The sequence below is a fragment of the Ectopseudomonas composti genome (genome assembly GCF_900115475.1).
Lineage (GTDB): Bacteria > Pseudomonadota > Gammaproteobacteria > Pseudomonadales > Pseudomonadaceae > Aquipseudomonas > Aquipseudomonas composti.
The window spans coordinates 323,085-341,336 of record NZ_FOWP01000005.1; the positions used below are offsets into that span (position 1 = coordinate 323,085).

Annotated in this window: 16 protein-coding genes; 11 read left to right on the forward strand and 5 right to left on the reverse strand. The window is 62.4% G+C overall.

Going from position 1 to position 18,252, the window contains the following annotated elements; translation table 11 throughout:
- Window positions 1-2: 2 nt before the first annotated feature.
- Window positions 3-1,886, forward strand: coding sequence for a GGDEF domain-containing protein (locus BM059_RS11980; protein ID WP_074938863.1), 1,884 nt, complete (start codon window positions 3-5; stop codon window positions 1,884-1,886).
- Window positions 1,887-1,945: 59 nt separating this feature from the next.
- Here the strand turns inward: BM059_RS11980 and BM059_RS11985 are convergent, their stop codons facing one another.
- The gene (locus BM059_RS11985) at window positions 1,946-3,484 is read right to left on the reverse strand and encodes a nucleobase:cation symporter-2 family protein (RefSeq protein WP_074938865.1); all 1,539 of its coding nucleotides are present in this window, start codon (window positions 3,482-3,484) and stop codon (window positions 1,946-1,948) included.
- A gap of 229 nt (window positions 3,485-3,713) precedes the next feature.
- Between BM059_RS11985 and BM059_RS11990 the strand changes: the two genes are divergently transcribed.
- Window positions 3,714-4,304: a MarC family protein gene (locus tag BM059_RS11990; protein ID WP_037001645.1), complete on the forward strand. Its 591-nt coding sequence runs from the start codon at window positions 3,714-3,716 to the stop codon at window positions 4,302-4,304.
- Window positions 4,301-5,083, forward strand: coding sequence for an N-acetylmuramoyl-L-alanine amidase (locus tag BM059_RS11995; RefSeq protein WP_074938867.1), 783 nt, complete (start codon window positions 4,301-4,303; stop codon window positions 5,081-5,083). The genes BM059_RS11990 and BM059_RS11995 overlap by 4 nt, the downstream gene beginning before the upstream one ends.
- On the opposite strand, the gene BM059_RS12000 is transcribed toward BM059_RS11995, so the two are convergent.
- Together BM059_RS12000 and BM059_RS12005 are read right to left on the reverse strand one after the other, a co-directional pair.
- Window positions 5,084-5,749 (reverse strand): DUF3313 domain-containing protein, encoded by a 666-nt coding sequence (locus BM059_RS12000; RefSeq protein ID WP_074938869.1) that lies wholly within the window; start codon window positions 5,747-5,749, stop codon window positions 5,084-5,086.
- A gap of 50 nt (window positions 5,750-5,799) precedes the next feature.
- A complete protein-coding gene (locus BM059_RS12005; RefSeq protein WP_074938871.1) occupies window positions 5,800-6,192 on the reverse strand; it encodes a response regulator in 393 nt (130 codons plus the stop codon).
- Window positions 6,193-6,323: 131 nt separating this feature from the next.
- Between BM059_RS12005 and BM059_RS12010 the strand changes: the two genes are divergently transcribed.
- From BM059_RS12010 to BM059_RS12035, 6 genes are all read left to right on the forward strand, one after another.
- Window positions 6,324-9,815, forward strand: a complete 3,492-nt coding sequence (locus BM059_RS12010) for a response regulator (RefSeq protein WP_074938873.1) — start codon at window positions 6,324-6,326, stop codon at window positions 9,813-9,815.
- Window positions 9,815-10,624 (forward strand): CheR family methyltransferase, encoded by an 810-nt coding sequence (locus BM059_RS12015; RefSeq protein WP_037001640.1) that lies wholly within the window; start codon window positions 9,815-9,817, stop codon window positions 10,622-10,624. Before BM059_RS12010 ends, BM059_RS12015 begins: the two co-directional genes overlap by 1 nt.
- Entirely contained in the window at window positions 10,621-11,232 is a 612-nt protein-coding gene (locus tag BM059_RS12020; RefSeq protein WP_074938875.1) for a chemotaxis protein CheB, read from the forward strand. Before BM059_RS12015 ends, BM059_RS12020 begins: the two co-directional genes overlap by 4 nt.
- Window positions 11,226-12,413: a hybrid sensor histidine kinase/response regulator gene (locus tag BM059_RS12025; RefSeq protein ID WP_074938877.1), complete on the forward strand. Its 1,188-nt coding sequence runs from the start codon at window positions 11,226-11,228 to the stop codon at window positions 12,411-12,413. Before BM059_RS12020 ends, BM059_RS12025 begins: the two co-directional genes overlap by 7 nt.
- 176 nt (window positions 12,414-12,589) lie before the next feature.
- On the forward strand, window positions 12,590-12,901 hold the full coding sequence (locus BM059_RS12030; protein ID WP_037001633.1) for a hypothetical protein: 312 nt from the start codon (window positions 12,590-12,592) through the stop codon (window positions 12,899-12,901).
- 18 nt (window positions 12,902-12,919) lie between these two features.
- Complete coding sequence (locus BM059_RS12035; RefSeq protein WP_037001632.1) at window positions 12,920-13,105, forward strand: PA3371 family protein; 186 nt, start codon at window positions 12,920-12,922, stop codon at window positions 13,103-13,105.
- 103 nt (window positions 13,106-13,208) lie between these two features.
- Here the strand turns inward: BM059_RS12035 and BM059_RS12040 are convergent, their stop codons facing one another.
- Window positions 13,209-15,005: an ATP-binding protein gene (locus BM059_RS12040; protein WP_074938879.1), complete on the reverse strand. Its 1,797-nt coding sequence runs from the start codon at window positions 15,003-15,005 to the stop codon at window positions 13,209-13,211.
- Between the two features lie 13 nt (window positions 15,006-15,018).
- A complete protein-coding gene (gene algB / locus BM059_RS12045) occupies window positions 15,019-16,371 on the reverse strand; it encodes a sigma-54-dependent response regulator transcription factor AlgB (protein ID WP_074938881.1) in 1,353 nt (450 codons plus the stop codon).
- Window positions 16,372-16,583: 212 nt separating this feature from the next.
- Here algB and BM059_RS12050 point away from each other — a divergent pair, with 212 nt between their 5' ends.
- Together BM059_RS12050 and BM059_RS12055 are read left to right on the forward strand one after the other, a co-directional pair.
- On the forward strand, window positions 16,584-17,414 hold the full coding sequence (locus BM059_RS12050; RefSeq protein WP_074938883.1) for a BON domain-containing protein: 831 nt from the start codon (window positions 16,584-16,586) through the stop codon (window positions 17,412-17,414).
- 67 nt (window positions 17,415-17,481) lie between these two features.
- Window positions 17,482-17,916, forward strand: coding sequence for a ferritin-like domain-containing protein (locus tag BM059_RS12055; protein ID WP_017676439.1), 435 nt, complete (start codon window positions 17,482-17,484; stop codon window positions 17,914-17,916).
- The last annotated feature ends 336 nt before the right edge of the window (window positions 17,917-18,252 follow it).

An 18,252-nucleotide genomic window follows, 5' to 3' on the forward strand; every position in this document is an offset into this window, starting at 1 on the left:
GTATGAGCGATGACGCGCAACGCTGGAAAGACAAGTACCTGAGCAGCCTGGAGCAGCAGGAAAAGCTCGACCGTCGTTGGGAGTTGCGCCTGGATCTGTTGCGCCGTGGCCTGGTGCGCAGCAGCCTGGCAGCCGAAGGCGCGGACAAGGCGGTCGATCAGTGCATGCAGGAGATGCGCGAGATACTCCGTCGCGACGATATGGATGCTGCGTTGGATGGTCTCATTCCACGCCTGGAAAAGGCCGTGCTGGATTCCGAGCAGCGCCGCCAACAGCGTGCCGGTGAGGCGGCGGCCGCGCTGGCTGCCTTGATCGAGCAGTTGCAGCGTCTGCAGCCGCCGCGTGAGGTGCGCAAGGCACTCAAGTCACTGAGCAAGCAGCTAGAGGACGCCACCAGTCATCAGTATCTGCTGCCTGCGCTGCTCAGCCAGCTGAGTAATCTGCAAGGCCAGGCGCTGACCGTTCTGCAGACGCAGACGCAGGAGCAACCGGGCCTGCTGCAGCGCCTGTTTGGCGCGCGCGCAGATAACAGCGAAAGTGGCGACGATTCAGCGGGCAGCATCCCTGAAGCCGCTAGCATTGCCGAAGCACCAGCTCCAGCATCGACGCCAACGCCAACGCCAACGCCAACGCCAACGCCAACGCTCGCATCCGCATCCGCGCCTGCAGTTGTAGTGAGTGAACTGCCTTCCAGTGCGCCCGTGGTCGCCGCCGGGCCTGTCCATCATCAGGCTCACGATGTCTCGCCCGTGCTCGACAGCTTGCCGTTACCGCCTGGCCTGGTGCCGCAGGAGGATGCTGGCGACAGCCCCTTCTCCTTGCCCAGCAGCGAGCCGGGATACAGCGCGGTGGCGCCGCATATCGCCAGTAGCCTGCGCAGTCTGCTCGATGAGCTCGAGCTGCCGGCGCGTCATCTTCCGCAGGGTGAGGCGCTGCGCCTGCGCCTGGAGGGTAATCTCAACTGGTACGAGCTGGTGCCTGTGCTGGACGATCTGGCGGTGCTGGTGTTGGCCGTCACCGATAGCGGTCAGCGCGAGTTCGCCGGTTACCTCAAGCAGCTCAACGAACGCCTGGCAGCCTTCATCGAAACCCTCAGCCAGGCGCACGAGGGGTACAGCGCCTCGGCGGAGAGTGCGCGCAGTTTCAATCAGCAATTGCGTGATCAGGTCAGCGACCTGCAGCAAAGCGTGCAGGAAGCGGCTGATCTGGAAACGCTCAAGCAGGCGCTGGAGCAGCGCCTGGAAGGATTGCTGCAGAGTGTCAGCAGCCATCAGCGTCAGCGCGACAGCAGCGAGGACGATGTGGCCGAGCGGCTACAGGGGCTGGTCAAGCGCGTCGCCGAGATGGAGCAGGAAGCCCAGCAGTTCCGCCAGCATATCGAGGAGCAGCGACAGAAGTCCTTGCTGGACCCTCTGACAGGTCTGCCCAATCGCGCCGCCTTGATCGAGCGCCTCGATCTTGAGGTCGCCCGCCGGCAACGCTATGGCGGCCAGTTGCTGTTGGCGGTGCTGGATATCGATCACTTCAAGCGGATCAACGATGGCTACGGTCACCTGGCGGGTGACCGAGTGCTGAAGATCATCGCCGGCGAGCTCAACAAGCGCCTGCGCAAGACCGACTTCATTGCCCGTTTCGGTGGTGAGGAGTTCGTTCTGCTGATTCCGGCCACACCGCTGGAAGGTGGTGTTCAGCTTCTGCAAACACTGCGTGTGGCGATCGAGGCCTGCCCGTTCCATTTCAAGGGCGAGCCGGTCACCATCACCTTCTCCGCCGGTATCGCCGAGTTCCGCAATGGCGAGGCGACCGAGCTCACCTTCGAGCGCGCCGATAAGGCGCTATATCGCGCCAAGGGCGCCGGGCGTAACCGAATCGAACAGGCCGTCTGAGCCGTTCACAGTGAAGCCGCAGCAGGTGCTGCGGCTCGTATGCGCCTTTTCAGCGATTGTCAGGACGTCACTTTTGCCGAAGGTCTGCTGGCCGTTGCTGCCGGCCGTGCTCGTGGCGCGTGGTCGTCCTCGTCCTGCAGCGGTACCTCATTGCCCTGCGCGTCATACAGCTTGCCGTCGACGAAGTGATCGCCTTCGTGCAGGGCGGCAATATCGTGGTAGCGCAGGCTGCGCTCGGTGCCGGCGACGAACACCGACTGCTGATCCGAGTTGCCGGCAGTGAAGTGGTTGAATAGGAGGTTGAGCAGAATCGCCATGATCGCTGCCGAGCTGATGCCCGAGTGGAAGATGGTTTCGAACCAGGCCGGGAAATGGTGGTAGAAGCTCGGCATGGCGATGGGGATCATGCCGAAACCAATCGAGGTGGCGACGATGATCAGGTTCATGTTGTTGCGATAGTCGACCTTGGCCAGGGTGCGGATGCCGCTGGCGGCCACGGTGCCGAACAGTACGACGCCGGCACCGCCCAGCACTGCGGTCGGTACGGCAGCGATCAGGCGGCCCATCACCGGCAGCAAGCCGAGGGTGACCAGAATCAGGCCTGCGGTGGCCACCACATAGCGGCTCTTCACGCCGGTCACGGCCACCAGGCCAACGTTCTGGGCGAACGCGCTCTGGGTGAAGGAGCCGAATAGCGGGGCGAACATGCTGGAGATCATGTCGGCGCGCAAACCATTGCCCAGGCGTTTGGAGTCCACCTTGGTGCCGATGATTTCACCGACGGCGAGGATGTCCGCCGAGGTTTCCACCAGGGTCACGATGACCACGATGACCATCGACAGGATCGCGGCGACCTTGAACACCGGCATGCCGAAGTGCAGGGGTTCGGGCATGGCCAGCAGCGGCCCGCTCAACACCTGGGAAAAATCCGCCATGCCAAAGGCCACGGCAACCAGGGTGCCAATTATCATCGCCAGCAGGATCGACAGGCGCGAGATGCTGGCGCTGCCGACCTTGCTCAGGAGCAGCACGGTGGCCAGGGTGAAGGCGGCCAGGCCGATGTTGGCCATGCTGCCGAAATCTGCGGCACTGCTGTTGCCACCCATGGCCCAACGCGCCGCCACTGGCATCAGCGTCAGGCCGATGGTGGTGATGACGATGCCGGTCACCAGCGGCGGGAAGAACTTGGTGATGCGCGAGAACACGGGCGTGATCAACAGCCCTATCAGTGACGCGGCGATCACTGAGCCGAGTACCACCGGTATGCCCCCTGCGCCGTCGCTGCCGATGATCGCGATCATGGTCGCCACTCCGGCGAAGGAGACGCCCTGCACCAGAGGCAACTGACAGCCGAAGAAGGGCAGGCCAAGGGTTTGCAGCAGGGTAGCCAAGCCTCCTGCGAACAGTGAGGCGGCGATCAACAGGCCGATGTCGGCGGACGACAGTCCGGCCGCCTGGCCGATGATCAGGGGAACCGCGACGATCCCGCCGTACATGGTCAGGACATGCTGCAAGCCATAAGCAAAGTTTGCGCTGATACCGAGATTCTCGTCCTCAGGACGCTGGGTGGCAGGCGCGCTGTTGGGGGTGGAGGCCATGGAAAAACTACTCGCTGTTGTTCTTGTTCGGTCAATGTAGACATTTTGTTGTGATCTTGGCTACCACTTTGTATACATTTTTACGAATGGTAGTTCCTGGAACCGATAAGGCCATATCGGTCATAAAATTTCCCATTCCGACGAAAGCCCTCGAATCTGACCGCTGCGCCGACTCGCGAGGCGACCCCGCCAGGCCCTAGACTATGCGCACCTGTCATCGGAGATACCCATGGACATCTTCAGCATCGCCGTGCTGATCTTTTTGGTCACCGACCCTTTCGGCAATATCGCCATCTATATCGCTGCGCTGAAGAACGTCGAGCCGCGCCGGCGCTTGTGGATCGCCGCGCGCGAGCTGCTGTTCGCGCTCGGTCTGTTGCTGCTGTTTCTCACCTTTGGTGACAAATTCCTCACCAGCCTCGGGCTGTCACGGGAGGCAACGGCGATTGCCGGCGGTATCATCCTGTTCGTCATCGCCATGCGCTTGATCTTCCCCAGCCCGCAAGGCCTGCTCGGCGACGTGCCGGATGGCGAGCCGATGCTGGTGCCGCTGGCCACGCCGGCAGTCGCCGGGCCTTCGGCTCTCGCGGTGCTGATGACCCTGCGCAACACCCACACCGGGCCGCTCTGGGAGCTCTATCTCGCGTTGATCCTGGCTTGGGCGGCGACGGCATTCATCCTGTTGCAGGCGTCGTTCCTGCAGCGGTTTCTCGGTAATCGCGGGTTGATGGCGGTGGAACGTTTAATGGGCATGCTGCTGATCATGCTCAGCGTCGACATGCTGCTGGATAACCTGCAGAGCGTATTCGGTCACGCATGAAGTCTCTCTGCCTTACCCTGGTTCTTGTTCTGCTGGCCGGTTGTGCCGGTGGTCTGCGAATCGATGACAGCCATACGGCGACGGGCCAGAACAGCCGCGTGCAGTACATCGTGTTGCACTACACCTCCGCTGATCTGCAGCGCTCGCTCGAACTGCTGACGCAGACCGAGGTGAGCAGCCACTACCTCATCGGTGACGCGCCCCCGACGGTCTACCGCTTGGTGGACGAAAATCGTCGTGCCTGGCACGTCGGCGTCAGTGAGTGGAAGGGGCGCACCTGGCTCAACAGCACCACCATCGGCATCGAGCTGGTCAACCAGGGCTACTACCAGACGCCGGCCGGTCGCTATTGGCAGCCGTTCGCGCCGCAGCAAATCGACACCCTGATCGTGCTGCTCAAGGACATCGTCAAGCGGCACCAGCTGCCGCTGGGCTCGATCATCGCGCACAGCGATGTGGCGCCGCAGCGCAAGGTTGATCCGGGCCCGCTGTTCCCCTGGAAGCGTCTGGCCGACGAGGGCTTGGTGCCCTGGCCGAATGAAGCCGCCGTGGCGCGTCAGCAGGCGCTGTTCAGCACCAGCCTGCCCAGCGTGCAGTGGTTTCAGGAGCAATTGGCGCAAAACGGTTACACGGTGCCGCAGCACGGTGAGCTGGACGAGGTGACGCGCAATGTCATTGCTGCCTTCCAGATGAAATATCGCCCGGCCAACTACGACGGCCAGCCGGACGCCGAAACCGCCGCGCGCCTGCTGGTGCTCAACCTGCAGGCGGGGGCTTGATCAACGCGGGCCCGGCTGGAAGTCCCGTGCGTCGCGCGCCCAGACATCCAGCACTGGCTTGAGGTCGTCCAGGGTCAGCTGGGTACTGCTGTTCTCCAGCGTCAGGCCATGGCCCTTGCGTACCACGCGTAGCACGGGGGTGCTGGTACGGCCATCGAGTGCCTCCATCTCGATGAAGATCGCGCTGTCACGGTCACGAGTGCCGGCAGCTGTGGTCGCGGCAGCGAGTACGAGCGCCACGGGAATCACCTCATAGGCCTTGAGCCCTTCGGTCGACACCGTCACGCTGGTGATCGCGCTGCGCAGCACCAGGCTGTCCATGGTCGGTTCGTTGACGACCGTCATGCGGCCCTGCAGCTCACGTATCAGTGCCTGATGCAGGTAGTCACGGACGTTTTCCAGCGTCTGCGCACTGACCTGATCGCTCGCTGCAGGCTGCGGGTAGAAGCTTGGTTTCTCCACGTAAACCGTCGTGTAGCGCGCGTTGCTGAATTGCGGCGAAATCCAGCGTAGCACTGGCGCGCCAGTGGCCGAGGTCGCGGGCTGGAGCTGGGAGTAATCGGCGAGATAGCCCGAGAACTGTGCGGGTTGGGTGGTCTGGCTGGCGCAGCCGCCTAGCAGCAGACCAGTGAGTAGAGCCAGGCAAAGCGGGGGGACGTAACGCATCGGCAGGCTCTCCTGTTGAGTGGCCTGCAACCAGCCTAGATGCCGCTTCGTCAGCCCGCCAGTTCGCTCAGGCGTTGCCCCAACAGCTTGAAGTCGTAGGGCTTGACGATGCTGTCGGTGGCTGCCGCGCTATCGCGGATGCGCACTTCTTCGAGCAGCTCACGTTCGTTGTAACCACTGGCGAACAACACCGGCAGTGTCGGACGCAGCTGGCGTGCGGCTGCCACCAGCTCGCGCCCGTCCATTCCGGGCAGGCCGATGTCGCTCATCAACAGGTCGAAGTGCTGTGTCGTACGCAGCAGCTCCAGCGCGCTGGGGCCGTCACGCAAGGCGTGGACGCGATAGCCGAACTCCCCGAGCACTTCAGCGGTGAGTTGGCGCACGACATCGTCGTCCTCGACCAACAGGATGGTCTTGGTGGCAGCACAATCGGTTTCGCTCATTAGGATCTCTGTTTTCGCGCGCAGAATGGGCAAATGTTTGGCAAACTTCGGTGAATGCGCACGGTCAGTGTGCCATACGCCCTCCCTGGATAGATAAGAACAAGCGAGACAATCATCGAATGGACGTCCCAATGTCGAATGAGTCCGCAATGGACGAAAAAGGTTTTCGCCGAATTCTCAACCGAAACGTTGGGCTGCCGCTTGGGCTGGGCGTGGTTGGCGCATTGTGCTTTGCGGTGCTGATCGGCTACCTGCTCACCGTGATTCGCTGGGTCGAACACACCGACCAGGTACTCAATCGGGCCAGTGAGATCTACAAGCTGACGCTTGATATGGAAACCGGCATGCGTGGTTTCCTGCTCAGTGGTGAAGAGGACTACCTCGCGCCCTACGAGCAGGCACGGGGCAAGTTTCGTCCGCAGACCGAGCAGCTCATCGACATGGTTTCTGACAACCCGCCGCAGGTGCAGCGTCTCGAGCGACTGCTGGCCATGCAGGATCAGTGGGATGTTTATGCTCAGGAAGTCATTGGCAACCGCCGCAACGGCGGCAACTTCATGGCAGAAGTCGGGCGTGGTCGCGGCAAGAATCTCACCGATGGCATGCGCCGGGAGCTCGATACCTTCATCAACAGCGAGCGTGAGCTGCGCCAGCAGCGCAATGCTGAAGTAAGCAACACCACGCTCTGGGGGGCCGGCATTTACCTGGTGGTCAGCATCCTGTTCAGTGCCTTGTTGGCGCTGTTCGGTCGCCGCGAGCTGATGAACCTCTCGCAGACCTATTCCCAGGCCATGGCCAAGCAGGCCGACTATGCCGGCGAGCAGCGTCGTCGTGCGTGGCTGGGTGATGGCCAGACTCAGTTGGCGGAGCGACTTCTAGGTCAGCCGCACGTGCAGCAGCTGGCGGATCGCTCCCTGGAGTTCTTTGCTGATTATCTCGGTTGCGTGGTCGCGGCTCTGTACCTGCGTGACGCGCAGACCGGCGACCTGAAACGAGTTGCCGGCTATGGCTTCAGCGAGGATGCCAGCCTCAAGGAGCACTTCTATCGCGGTGAGGGCCTGATCGGGCAAGCCGCCCGCGGTCGTCGTCTGGTCTGTCTGGACAACCTGCCCGCGGATTACATCAAGGTCGCCTCGAGTCTGGGTGAGGGGCTGCCGGTTAGCGTCGCCCTGGTACCGTTGCAGTCGGAAGACCGCGTCAACGGTGTGGTCGAGCTGGCCTTTATGCGCGCCCTGGAGCCGCGCGAGCGCGAGTTCCTCGAAGCCATTGCCAGCAGCGTTGGCACGGCGCTGGAAGCTGCCCGTTATCGCAATCGCCTGCAGGAGGTGCTGGCTGAAACGCAGCAGCTCAACGAGGAGTTGCAGACCCAGCAGGAGGAACTGCGCGCCGCCAACGAGGAACTGGAACAGCAGGCCCGCGTGCTCAAGGAGTCCCAGGCGCACCTGGAAACCCAGCAGGCCGAGCTCGAACAGACCAACGAGAAGCTCTCCGAGCAGGCTCAGACATTGGCTGACCAGCGCGACGAGCTGGATCAGCGCAACACCACCCTCGGGCGTATCCAGGCGCAACTGGAAGAGCGCGCCGAAGAGTTGCAACGCGCCAGTCGCTACAAGTCCGAATTCCTCGCCAACATGAGCCACGAGCTGCGCACTCCACTGAACAGCTCGCTGATCCTTGCCAAGTTGCTGGCAGAAAACGCCAACGGCAACCTCAGCGACGAACAGGTGAAGTTCGCCGAGTCGATCTACTCAGCGGGCAATGATCTGCTCAACCTGATCAACGACATTCTCGACATCGCCAAGGTCGAAGCCGGCAAGCTCGAAGTACGCCCCGAGCGTACGCCGCTGGCGAGCATGCTCGAAGGCCTGCGTGATGTGTTCGTCCCGCTGGCTGGCGAGCGCAGTCTGAGTTTTGTCATCGAGCAGCAGGGCGAGCTGCCGCAGGTGTTGTTCACAGACCGCCAGCGCGCCGAGCAGATCCTGCGCAACCTGCTGTCCAATGCCTTCAAGTTCACCGACCGCGGCGGTGTGACTCTCAGCGTGTCACGTCAGGACGATAATTATCTGGCGTTCGCCGTGCGTGACACCGGCATCGGTATCGCTGCGGACCAGCAGCAGGCGATCTTCGATGCTTTCCGCCAGGCCGATGGCACCACCAATCGTCGTTATGGCGGTACCGGCCTGGGGCTTTCCATCTCGCGTGACCTTGCCGGCCTGCTTGGTGGCTCCATCATGGTCAGCAGCGTGCCAGGTGAGGGCAGTACCTTCACCCTGCTGCTGCCTGAGCGTATGGCCGACGCTGGCGCACCGAGCAAACCACCGCTGGCTGTCGTGGTGCCTACAGCGCCTGTAGCTCCTGTCACCGCAGCTGTGGCGGCGCCGATGCCAAGGCTGTCGGCACCATTCGCCGATGATCGGGAGCACCTGAGCGAGCGCCGCGGGCGCCGCGTGCTGGTGGTTGAGGACGAGGTCCGCTTCGCCCGTATCCTCTTCGATCTGGCCCATGAGTTGGGCTATGCCTGTCTGGTTGCCACCTGCGCCGACGAAGGTCTGGAACTGGCGCGGCAGTACCGTCCGGACGCCATCCTGCTCGACATGCGCCTGCCCGATGGCTCCGGTCTCGGTGTGCTGCAGAGTCTGAAGGATGACGCGCTTACTCGTCACATCCCGGTTCACGTGGTCTCGGTCGAGGACCAGAGCGAGGCCGCGTTGCATCTGGGGGCGGTTGGTTATGCGCTCAAACCCACCAGCCGCGATCAGCTCAAGGATGTCTTCGGCAAGCTCGAGGCCAAGCTCAATCAGCAGGTCAAACGCGTGCTGCTGGTCGAGGACGACCCGCTGCAACGCGATAGCGTTGCCCGCCTGATCAGCGACGAAGACATCGAAATCACCGCCGTTGCCCTGGCCGGCGAAGCGCTGGAGAGGCTGCGCGACACGGTATTCGACTGCATGATCATCGACCTCAAGTTGCCCGACATGCTCGGCAACGAGCTGTTGCGACGCATGGCCGAGGAGGACATCTGCTCGTTCCCGCCGGTGATCGTCTACACCGGGCGTAACCTGACCCGCGACGAAGAAGCCGAGCTGCTCAAATACTCGCGCTCGATCATCATCAAGGGCGCTCGCTCGCCGGAGCGCCTGCTCGACGAAGTGACCCTGTTCCTGCACAAGGTCGAGGCCGAACTGTCCAGCGAGCACCAGCGCATGCTCAAGACCGCGCGCAGCCGCGACAAGCTGTTCGAGGGGCGCCGCCTGCTGCTGGTCGACGATGACGTGCGCAACATCTTTGCCCTGTCCAGTGCGCTGGAGCAGAAGGGTGCCGCGGTCGAAGTCGCCCGCAACGGTCACGAGGCACTGGCCAAACTGAGAGAGCACGAAGACATCGACCTAGTGTTGATGGACGTGATGATGCCGGAGATGGACGGCTACGAGGCCACCCGGCAGATTCGCCTGGAACCGCGCTGGAAGAACCTGCCGATCATTGCGGTCACGGCCAAGGCGATGAAGGATGATCAGGAGCGTTGCCGCGAAGTCGGCGCCAATGACTACCTGGCCAAACCCATCGACCTGGATCGTCTGTTCTCCCTGATCCGGGTGTGGATGCCCAAGCTGGAGCGTCTTTGATGCCTGACGAAATCGAGCTGCGCCTGCTGATCGAGGCGATTTACCTGCGTTACAGCTACGACTTTCGCGATTACTCGAAAGCCTCGCTCAAGCGCCGTGTGCGCCAGGCGCAGGCTCAGCTCGACTGCTCGACCATCTCGGCGTTGCAGGAGCGCATCCTGCACGAGCCGCAAGCGTTCATGCAGTTGCTGCAGTACCTCACCATCCCGGTCAGCGAGATGTTCCGTGACCCCGAGTACTTCCTCGCCCTGCGCGAACAAGTAGTACCGCTGCTGCACACCTATCCGTCGCTGAAGATCTGGGTGGCCGGCTGCAGCACCGGCGAAGAGGTGTATTCCCTGGCCATCCTGCTGCACGAGGAAGGCCTGCTGGAGCGCACCATGATCTACGCCACCGACATCAACCCGCACTCGCTGGAGAAGGCCGAGCAGGGCATCTTTGCCCTCGACCACCTGCGTACCTACACCCAGAACTACCAGCTCTCCGGCGGCAAGCGAGCGTTCTCCGACTACTACTCGGCGGCCTACGACCGGGTACTGTTCGACAAGTTTCTGCGCGCCAACGTGACCTTCGCCGATCACAGCCTGGCCACCGACAGCGTCTTCGCCGAGACCCATCTGGTGTCGTGCCGCAACGTGCTGATCTACTTCAACCGCGACTTGCAGGATCGCGCGCTTGGCCTGTTCCACGACTCTCTCTGCCACCGTGGTTTTCTCGGCCTGGGCAGCAAGGAAAGTCTGGATTTCTCCGCCTATGCCCGGCAGTTCGAAGCGGTGTCGCGGCCTGAGCGGATTTTTCGCAAGCGATGAGCAGCCAACGGATCAATCTGCGTGGTCAGGTTCGTGCTCCTCTACAGGTGCTGCTGATCGGCGCATCAGCCGGTGGCGTCGAGGCGCTGTTGAGCCTGCTCGAAGACCTGCCCCCGGATTACCGGTTGCCGGTGGTGTGCCTGCTGCATCAGCCGGATCGCAACGACAGCCTGCTCGCTGACTTGCTGCAGCGGCGCCTGAAGCTGTCCACCAAGGAAGCCGAGGACAAGGAATACCTGCGCGCTGGCATGGTCTACGTGGCGCCCGCCGGCTACCACCTGTCCATCGAGACCGACCGCAGCTTCTCCCTCAGCCGCGAGGAACCGCGGCATTTCTCGCGGCCGTCCATCGATATTCTTTTCGAGTCCGCAGCCGATGCCTATGGCGAGCAGTTGGCCGCTGCCTTGCTCACCGGTGCCAACGAGGATGGCGCAGTCGGTATGCTGGCGATCAAACAGGCCGGTGGCCTGACCCTGGTGCAGGACCCTGCCGACGCTCAGGTGCCCACCATGCCAAATGCAGCCCTGGCGCTGCTGAAACCGGATTTTCTCCTGTCTATCAATGCCATGCGCCTGCTGCTGGCCGAACTGGATGCCCTGCTATGCTGAGGAAGATTGAAGCCAAGGTATTGATCGTCGACGATCTGCCGGAAAACCTGCTGGCCCTGAGCTCGCTGATTCAGACCGAGGATCGGACCATCTTCCAGGCCAGCAGCGCCGATGAAGCACTGTCGCTGTTGCTCGAGCACGAGTTCGCGCTGGCCATTCTCGACGTCAAGATGCCGGGCATGAACGGCTTCGAGTTGGCCGAGCTGATGCGCGGCACGGAGAAGACCAAGCACATTCCGATCATCTTCGTCAGCGCTGTCGGCCGTGACATGGACTACGCCTTCCGCGGCTACGAGAGCGGCGCGGTGGACTTCCTGCACAAGCCGTTGTCGCCCTTCGAGGTGCGCAGCAAGGTGGCGATGTTCGTCGAGCTGTACCGCCATCGCAAGGCGCTGAGCATGCAGCTGGAGGTGGTCGAGGCCGCGCGTCGTGAGCAGGAGGCCTTGCTCGCCGAGCTGCGCGAGACCCAGGGCGAGTTGCAGAAAGCGGTGGCGATGCGTGACGTGTTCATGTCCATCGCCTCGCATGAACTGCGCACGCCACTCAACGGCCTGATCCTCGACGTGCAGCTGCGTCGGCTGCGTCTGGAACAGGGCCGCGTGGATGCCTTCACCCCGGACAAACTGCAAGAGATGGTCGCCCGTGACGAGCGCCAGATCCGTAGCCTGAGTCGTCTGATCGACGACATGCTGGATGTTTCGCGCATTCGTACCGGCAAGCTTTCCGTGCGCCCTGAGCCGGGTGATCTTGGCGTGCTTGCCGGCAATGTGGTGGAGAGCCTGGCGGCGCAGTTCAGCAATACCGGCAGCCATCTCGATTTGCACGTCGATGGTCCGGCGCCGGTGATGATGGATGAGTTCCGCATCGAGCAGGTGTTGGCCAACCTGCTGACCAACGCCCTGCGTTATGGCGATGGCAAGCCGGTATCGGTGCGGGTGCGGGTGGACGGCGACAGAGTGCGTGCCGAGGTTCGTGATCAGGGCCTGGGTATTTCCGAGGCCGATCAGCAGCGGGTGTTTGAGCAGTTCGAGCGAGTTTCCGGTAACAGCGTCGCCCAGGGTCTTGGTCTCGGCCTGTTCATCAGCGAGCAGATCGTCCAGGCCCATGAAGGCCGCATCGAGCTGAGCAGCCACCTTGGCGAGGGCTCCTGCTTCAGCGTCGTGCTTCCGCTGCGCAACTGATCGTGCAAATTGCACGTGTCGGAATTCATGCATCTTGCAAAGTGCATGCAGAAGGCAATTTGATATTTATTTAATATATTGATTTATAAGGATATTTTTAACAATTAGATGTTGGCATGAGCGCTGCAGAATCAGTCATGTAAGCCCCCCGACTGACCTGCTGATGGAGAAGCGTCATGAACATCGTCCGAATGAGCCTGTTTTGCGTCGCTGCATTGCTGGTCAACGGGGCTTACGCCAAAGATTTCACGGGCTCGGCTGGGGCCATTGCCAAGACGGCTGAGTTCACCCTCACCAACTCGCCGGTGTGGGAGTCCCGTGTCGGTGTGCTGCAGGAAGGTTCTGCTGAACTGCGCACCCAGCCCACCCGCGCTGTCGGCACCATCGGTGACGATGCTCAGTGGTTGCGTATTTCCGACGATGGCGACACCGGTACCGCCAACCGTGAGCCGCGCCCAGCCAACAGCACCCCGCGCTGGGTGTTCTGACCGACAAGGAGTCTCGCCATGTCCAGAAGTGCCATCCTGTTGTTGATCATGACCCTTTCGAGCCTCGCCTTGCTGTGGCTGAGCCCCGGCTTGGAAGAGCGTTTCACCCTGCTGCTCAAGGGCGCCGGCCTGGTCTTCGGCCTGGGCTTTCTGATTGCGCTGATGGCTGGGCGCCGTATCAAGTTCGATCCGGTACTGCGCTGAGCTTGTAGCGCCTACAGCAAGACGCCTGAAGCGAAAAACGCCGCGAAGATCGCGGCGTTTTTTATTGTTCGAGGTGTATTGGCTGGCGTTAAGCCGTAAGGCGTCACACTGGCAGGCTGAAGTAGAAGGTGGTGCCTTCGCCTGGGCGCGAATGCACGCTGAGTCGGCCGCCATGCAGTTGCACGATCTCCCGAGCCAGGGCCAGGCCCAGACCGACGCCACCTTTGCGCCGGCCCACCTGGACGAAGGGCTCGAAGATTCGCGCCTGCTGCTCGAAGGGGATGCCTTCGCCCTGGTCCTGTACGCTGACGATCACCTGCTCGTCATGGCGGCGTACCTGCAGCCGTACCGTGTCGCCCGGATTGCTATAGCGCAGGGCGTTGTCGGTCAGGTTGGCGAGCAATCGTTCCAGCTGTGCGCTGTCGAGGTTGAGGTGCGGTAGCGGTTCGTGGATATCGCAGACCAGTGTCACCTCCCGCTCCCCGGCTTTTTCGGCGAAGCGCTGCGGCATTTGCTGAACGAGTTCGCCGAGGTCGCAGGGGCGGCGCTGCAGGGTCTGTACGCCGTTCTGGTAGCGCGAGAAGTTGAGCAGATCGTCGATCAGTTGCACCAGGCGATGCATTTCCTCGTCGACGGTACGTATCAACTCCTGTTCGCGTCCGCCTGATGGCAGCGTGATGCGCTCGCGTAACAGGCTGAAGGCCATGTGCATGCCGGTGATCGGCGTGCGCAGCTCGTGGGATGCGCGCAGGATGAATTCGCTGCGCACTCTCTCGAAGGCGCGTTGTTTGGTGACGTCACGCAGCACCATGACGGCCCCCACGCTGCCACCCTCGCTCACCTGCACCGGTGTCAGGGCCCAGGCCAGCACCCTGGTTTCCCCGTCACGTTCGATCTGCAGGTCGGCCGGCGGCTCCTGCAGCAGCTCGCCTGCCAGTACCTGACGCAGCGCTTCGTCCACCGAGTGTTCGGGTAGCAGTGGACCAATCGGCTGGCCCTGTATATCGGTATGCCGAGACAGCTGGCGCAGCGCCACTGGGTTGGCGTGCTCGATGTTGCCTTCGGCATCGAGAATGATCAGGCCATCGTCGATGCTGTCGAGCACCGCCTTCAGTCGGCCCTCGCTGCTGAGCAACTGGTTGAGATTGCTCGAGTGGTATTCGCGCAGGGCTTCGGTCATCAGACCGAAGCGGCGGCTCAGCACCGCCAGTTCGAGCACTGGAGAGACCGGCAGTACCACGTCGTATCGACCACGGCCGATCTGGTCGGCAGCGCGCGCCAGCATGTCGATGGGAGCGCCGAAGCGGCGCGCGATGCCGTGGGCGGTAAGTACACCGATCGCCAGCACTGCCAGGCCGATCAGTACCAGCAGCCCGGCGATCAGCTGTGAGCGCTCGCCGGCCTTGCTCTCGGCGGCGATGACCCATTCCACGACCTGGTCCTGCTGTTCCAGCAGGTGGTCACGAAGGCGCTGGAAGGCGTCGGTGAAGGGTTTGTAGGTGCCCAGGCCGTGAGGCGTTTCACCAGGCGGGGTGCCGTTGCTGGCTGCCTTTTCCATCTCGTCGTAAAGCGTTGCGGCCCGTTCCATTGCGCGTATGTAATCGGCACCGAGGTTGGCGTTGATCCCTTCCTCGAAGGTGGCGCGGAACGATTGGCGAATGGTCTGGAGGCGCTGCGGGTCAGGCTCCTTGTCGATCAGTACGATCAGCTCGTCGCCCAGGTGCTGACGCAGCTTCTGGCCGATCTGCACGGCATCGAAGCCGCGCTGGATCAGGTCGCTCTGGCTGCGCGCCATCTGCGTCACGCTGAAGAGGCCGAGTAGCAGGCCGAGCAGCGCCACGGTGATCAGTGCGGAGATGCTAAGGAACAGTCGCGTGCGAAGCTTCATCGACAGCTTCATGGAGATCCCGTGGTCAGAGGTTGTACTGCTTGCGTTTGCGGTAGAGGGTCGAGGTATCGATACCCAGGGTCTTGGCTGCCATGTCGAGGGTGCCGCTGCTGGCTAGCACGGCGGCAATGTGCGCCTTCTCCAGCTCTTCCAGGCTCATCGCCGCGCCAACTCGCACGGTACTGCTGGGGGCTTCGCTGCTGCCGCCGAGTCCGAGGTGGACGACCTCCACGGTCTCGCTCTGGCAGATGATGCTGGCGCGTTCGATGACGTTGCGCAGTTCGCGGATGTTGCCCGGCCAGTGATAGGCCTGCAGGGCGGCGATGGCCTCGGCGCTGAAGCCGCAGGCCGGGCGGCCGTAATCGCGGACGAAACGCACGAGGAAGCGTTCGGCTAGCGACATCACGTCCTCGTGGCGTTCGCGCAGTGGCGGCAGCTTGAGGGTGATGACGTTGAGGCGGTAGAGCAGGTCTTCGCGGAAACGCCCCTCGCGTACCATTTCGTCGAGGTCGAGGTTGGTGGCGGCGACGATGCGCACATCGGCGCGGCGGGTCACCGGGTCGCCGACGCGCTCGTATTCCTTGTCCTGGATGAAACGCAGCAACTTGGGCTGCAGGGCTAGTGGGAAGTCGCCGATTTCATCGAGGAACAGCGTGCCGCCATCGGCCTGGCTGACGCGGCCCTGGGTGCTCTCGCTGGCACCGGTGAAGGAGCCGCGAGCGTGGCCGAACAGCTCGCTTTCCATCAGTTCGGCCGTCAGTGACGGGCAGTTGATGGTCACGCAGGTGCGCTTGGCGCGCCGGCTCCAGCCGTGGATGGCGCGCGACAGCTCGCCCTTGCCGGTGCCGGACTCGCCGAGGATAAGGATGTTGGCATCAGTGGCGGCGACCTGACGCGCCGTTTCCAGAATCGCCATCATTGCCGGGCTATGCGAGTCGAGCCCGTCCTTGGCCTTGCGTACCTCACCCTCCAAGGCCTCCAGGCGCGCGGCCAGGGAGCGCACTTCCAACTGCTTGGCGGCAGCCAGGCGCAGTTGATCCGGGGTGCAGGGTTTGACCAGATAATCGGCGGCACCAGCCTGAATCGCGTCCACCGCTGTATCCACGGCGGAGTGAGCGGTGACGATCACCACGCGCATCCATGGCGCCTGGATGCGCATCTGCGCCAGCAGGTCGAGACCGTTGTCCTCGCCGAGGCGCAGATCGAGGAAGCACAGGTCGAACACCTGGCGATGCAGTAGTGCTTCGGCCTGCGCGGCGCTGCTGGCACCGGCGACGTCGTAGCCCTCGTCTTCCAGGCAGTAGCGGAAGGTACGCAGGATTGCCGCTTCGTCGTCCACCAGCAGAATTCGTCCGCTGGTTTGCTCTGAAACTGCCATGTATGTGCTCCGTCTGACTGGTCAATGCAGCTTAGTCAGGTAAAAACCATGCAAGTTGCACGGCCTGACTGCGCCAATACTGCACCCTGCATGCAGGCAGGGTGCCTTTATTTATATTAACTATTTGTTTTTAAACGATTTTATTGAGTACGCTTGGCTGGCATGGGGCTTGCGATATTCCTCCATATCGTCTCACGAACAGGAGTGAAGCCATGCCCCAGTTCAAACCCTTGTTACTGGCCGCCGGTACCGCGCTGATGCTCGGGCTGACACCGCTGGCCAGTCACGCTGCCGAAGACCAGCTGTCAGCGCAGCTTGAGGCGGCGCGCCAGGAAGGTTCTATCTGGACCGCCTTCGCTCTCAACCGCCACCTCAACCCGTTCAAGCTCGACATCGATGTGGAGGATGGCGAGGCCACCCTCAGCGGCAAAGTCGAAAGCGAGGTCCAGAAGGAGCTGGCCGAGCAGGTGGCGCTGAGCATAGAGGGCATCGATGCGGTGGACAATCGCATCGAAGTGGCTGGTGAAGCAGCCGAAGGCAATCCTCCAGGCCTGGTGCAGCGTCTGGAGGATGCTAGCCTGGCCGCCACGGTGAAGTCCAAGTTGCTGTGGAATAGCAATACCCGCGGCCTGGACATTCAGGTCAAGAGCGAGACCGGCAACATCACCCTCAGTGGCCATGCCCAAACCCCAGCGGCCAAGGAGTTGGCGGGCCAGCTGGCGGCCAATACCGACGGCGTGCGCGAGGTGTTCAACCATCTCAGCATCAGCACCGCCGACAGCAGTGGCAGCGAAGTGCAGACCACCCTCAATGAGGCGCGCGAGAACATCAGCGACGGCTGGATCACCAGCAAGGTCAAGGCCAGTTTCCTCTACAGCCGCAACCTGGATGCGCTGAACATTTCGGTGAATACCGACGATGGTCTGGTCAGCCTGCGCGGTAACGTGCTGAGCAGTGCCGAGAAACGCCTGGCGGTCGAGATCGCCCGCAACATTCGCGGTGTGAAGGGTGTCGATGCCGACGCTCTGCGCATCAGCAGCTGAATTTCAACCCATCGCGGCCGCCCACAGTGGCCGTAATCCGCAAGTCCCATTGCCAAGGAGTCAATCCATGAGCAGCAAGACCGCACAACTCAACGAACTGATCGAAATCACCCGTGACGGCAAGCGCTTCTACGAACATGCCCATGAAGAGGTCAAGGATATCCGTCTGCAGGCGCTGTTCCGCGACATGGTGCGCGCCAAGACCGAAGTAATCGACGCCCTCAGCGTCAAGGTCGCCGCCAACCAGAGTGAGCCGGCGTCCGGCGGCACCATGCTGGGCAAGCTGCGCCAGTTCTACGCCGACACTCGCGCGACCCTGGCTAAGGACGAGGACGCCACTTACGTCGCGCAGCTGGAAGAGGCCGAGGACCGTATCCTGCATGCCTTCGAAGATGCGCTGGAAAGCGCGGACAATGACGTTCGTGTGCTGCTGGCAGTGGAGATGCCCAAGGTGCGTGCTTGTCACGACCGCATGCGCGCGCTGAAGCAGAACATGCAGTAACCCCTGCGGCGACACTCGAGCCCCTGCACGCATTGCGTGCGGGGGCTTTTTGGTTGGGCAGATCGGACTGGCAAGTTTGTGCGCGTATTGCTTACTGGCTTAGCACTATCCGTTACCGCGTGTGCTGAGCGTTTGGGTTGCGCCCCTTATGGGCGCCACACCTTGATTCGCTGCGCTCACCCTTCGGGCCAGCCTGCGGCTGTTACTGCGCTTCGCTACGTTTCTTTGCTTGCCCAAGAAAGGTGTGCCAAAGAAGGGAACCCCGGCGCAGCCGGGGCCGGATGTCGGGGTGCCCTTCTCTTTGGTTACTTTCTCTTGGGCAAGCAAGAGAAAGTG

What these genes read in the sequence shown, in the direction of transcription:
- BM059_RS11995 (WP_074938867.1), top strand. Translation starts at nt 4,301, where the DNA reads ATGAAGTCTCTCTGCCTTACCCTGGTTCTTGTTCTGCTGGCCGGTTGT.
- BM059_RS11980 (WP_074938863.1), top strand. Translation starts at nt 3, where the DNA reads ATGAGCGATGACGCGCAACGCTGGAAAGACAAGTACCTGAGCAGCCTG.
- BM059_RS12005 (WP_074938871.1), bottom strand. Translation starts at nt 6,192, where the DNA reads ATGAGCGAAACCGATTGTGCTGCCACCAAGACCATCCTGTTGGTCGAG.
- BM059_RS12030 (WP_037001633.1), top strand. Translation starts at nt 12,590, where the DNA reads ATGAACATCGTCCGAATGAGCCTGTTTTGCGTCGCTGCATTGCTGGTC.
- BM059_RS12020 (WP_074938875.1), top strand. Translation starts at nt 10,621, where the DNA reads ATGAGCAGCCAACGGATCAATCTGCGTGGTCAGGTTCGTGCTCCTCTA.
- BM059_RS12010 (WP_074938873.1), top strand. Translation starts at nt 6,324, where the DNA reads ATGTCGAATGAGTCCGCAATGGACGAAAAAGGTTTTCGCCGAATTCTC.
- BM059_RS11985 (WP_074938865.1), bottom strand. Translation starts at nt 3,484, where the DNA reads ATGGCCTCCACCCCCAACAGCGCGCCTGCCACCCAGCGTCCTGAGGAC.
- BM059_RS12015 (WP_037001640.1), top strand. Translation starts at nt 9,815, where the DNA reads ATGCCTGACGAAATCGAGCTGCGCCTGCTGATCGAGGCGATTTACCTG.
- BM059_RS11990 (WP_037001645.1), top strand. Translation starts at nt 3,714, where the DNA reads ATGGACATCTTCAGCATCGCCGTGCTGATCTTTTTGGTCACCGACCCT.
- BM059_RS12035 (WP_037001632.1), top strand. Translation starts at nt 12,920, where the DNA reads ATGTCCAGAAGTGCCATCCTGTTGTTGATCATGACCCTTTCGAGCCTC.
- algB (WP_074938881.1), bottom strand. Translation starts at nt 16,371, where the DNA reads ATGGCAGTTTCAGAGCAAACCAGCGGACGAATTCTGCTGGTGGACGAC.
- BM059_RS12000 (WP_074938869.1), bottom strand. Translation starts at nt 5,749, where the DNA reads ATGCGTTACGTCCCCCCGCTTTGCCTGGCTCTACTCACTGGTCTGCTG.
- BM059_RS12055 (WP_017676439.1), top strand. Translation starts at nt 17,482, where the DNA reads ATGAGCAGCAAGACCGCACAACTCAACGAACTGATCGAAATCACCCGT.
- BM059_RS12050 (WP_074938883.1), top strand. Translation starts at nt 16,584, where the DNA reads ATGCCCCAGTTCAAACCCTTGTTACTGGCCGCCGGTACCGCGCTGATG.
- BM059_RS12040 (WP_074938879.1), bottom strand. Translation starts at nt 15,005, where the DNA reads ATGAAGCTGTCGATGAAGCTTCGCACGCGACTGTTCCTTAGCATCTCC.
- BM059_RS12025 (WP_074938877.1), top strand. Translation starts at nt 11,226, where the DNA reads ATGCTGAGGAAGATTGAAGCCAAGGTATTGATCGTCGACGATCTGCCG.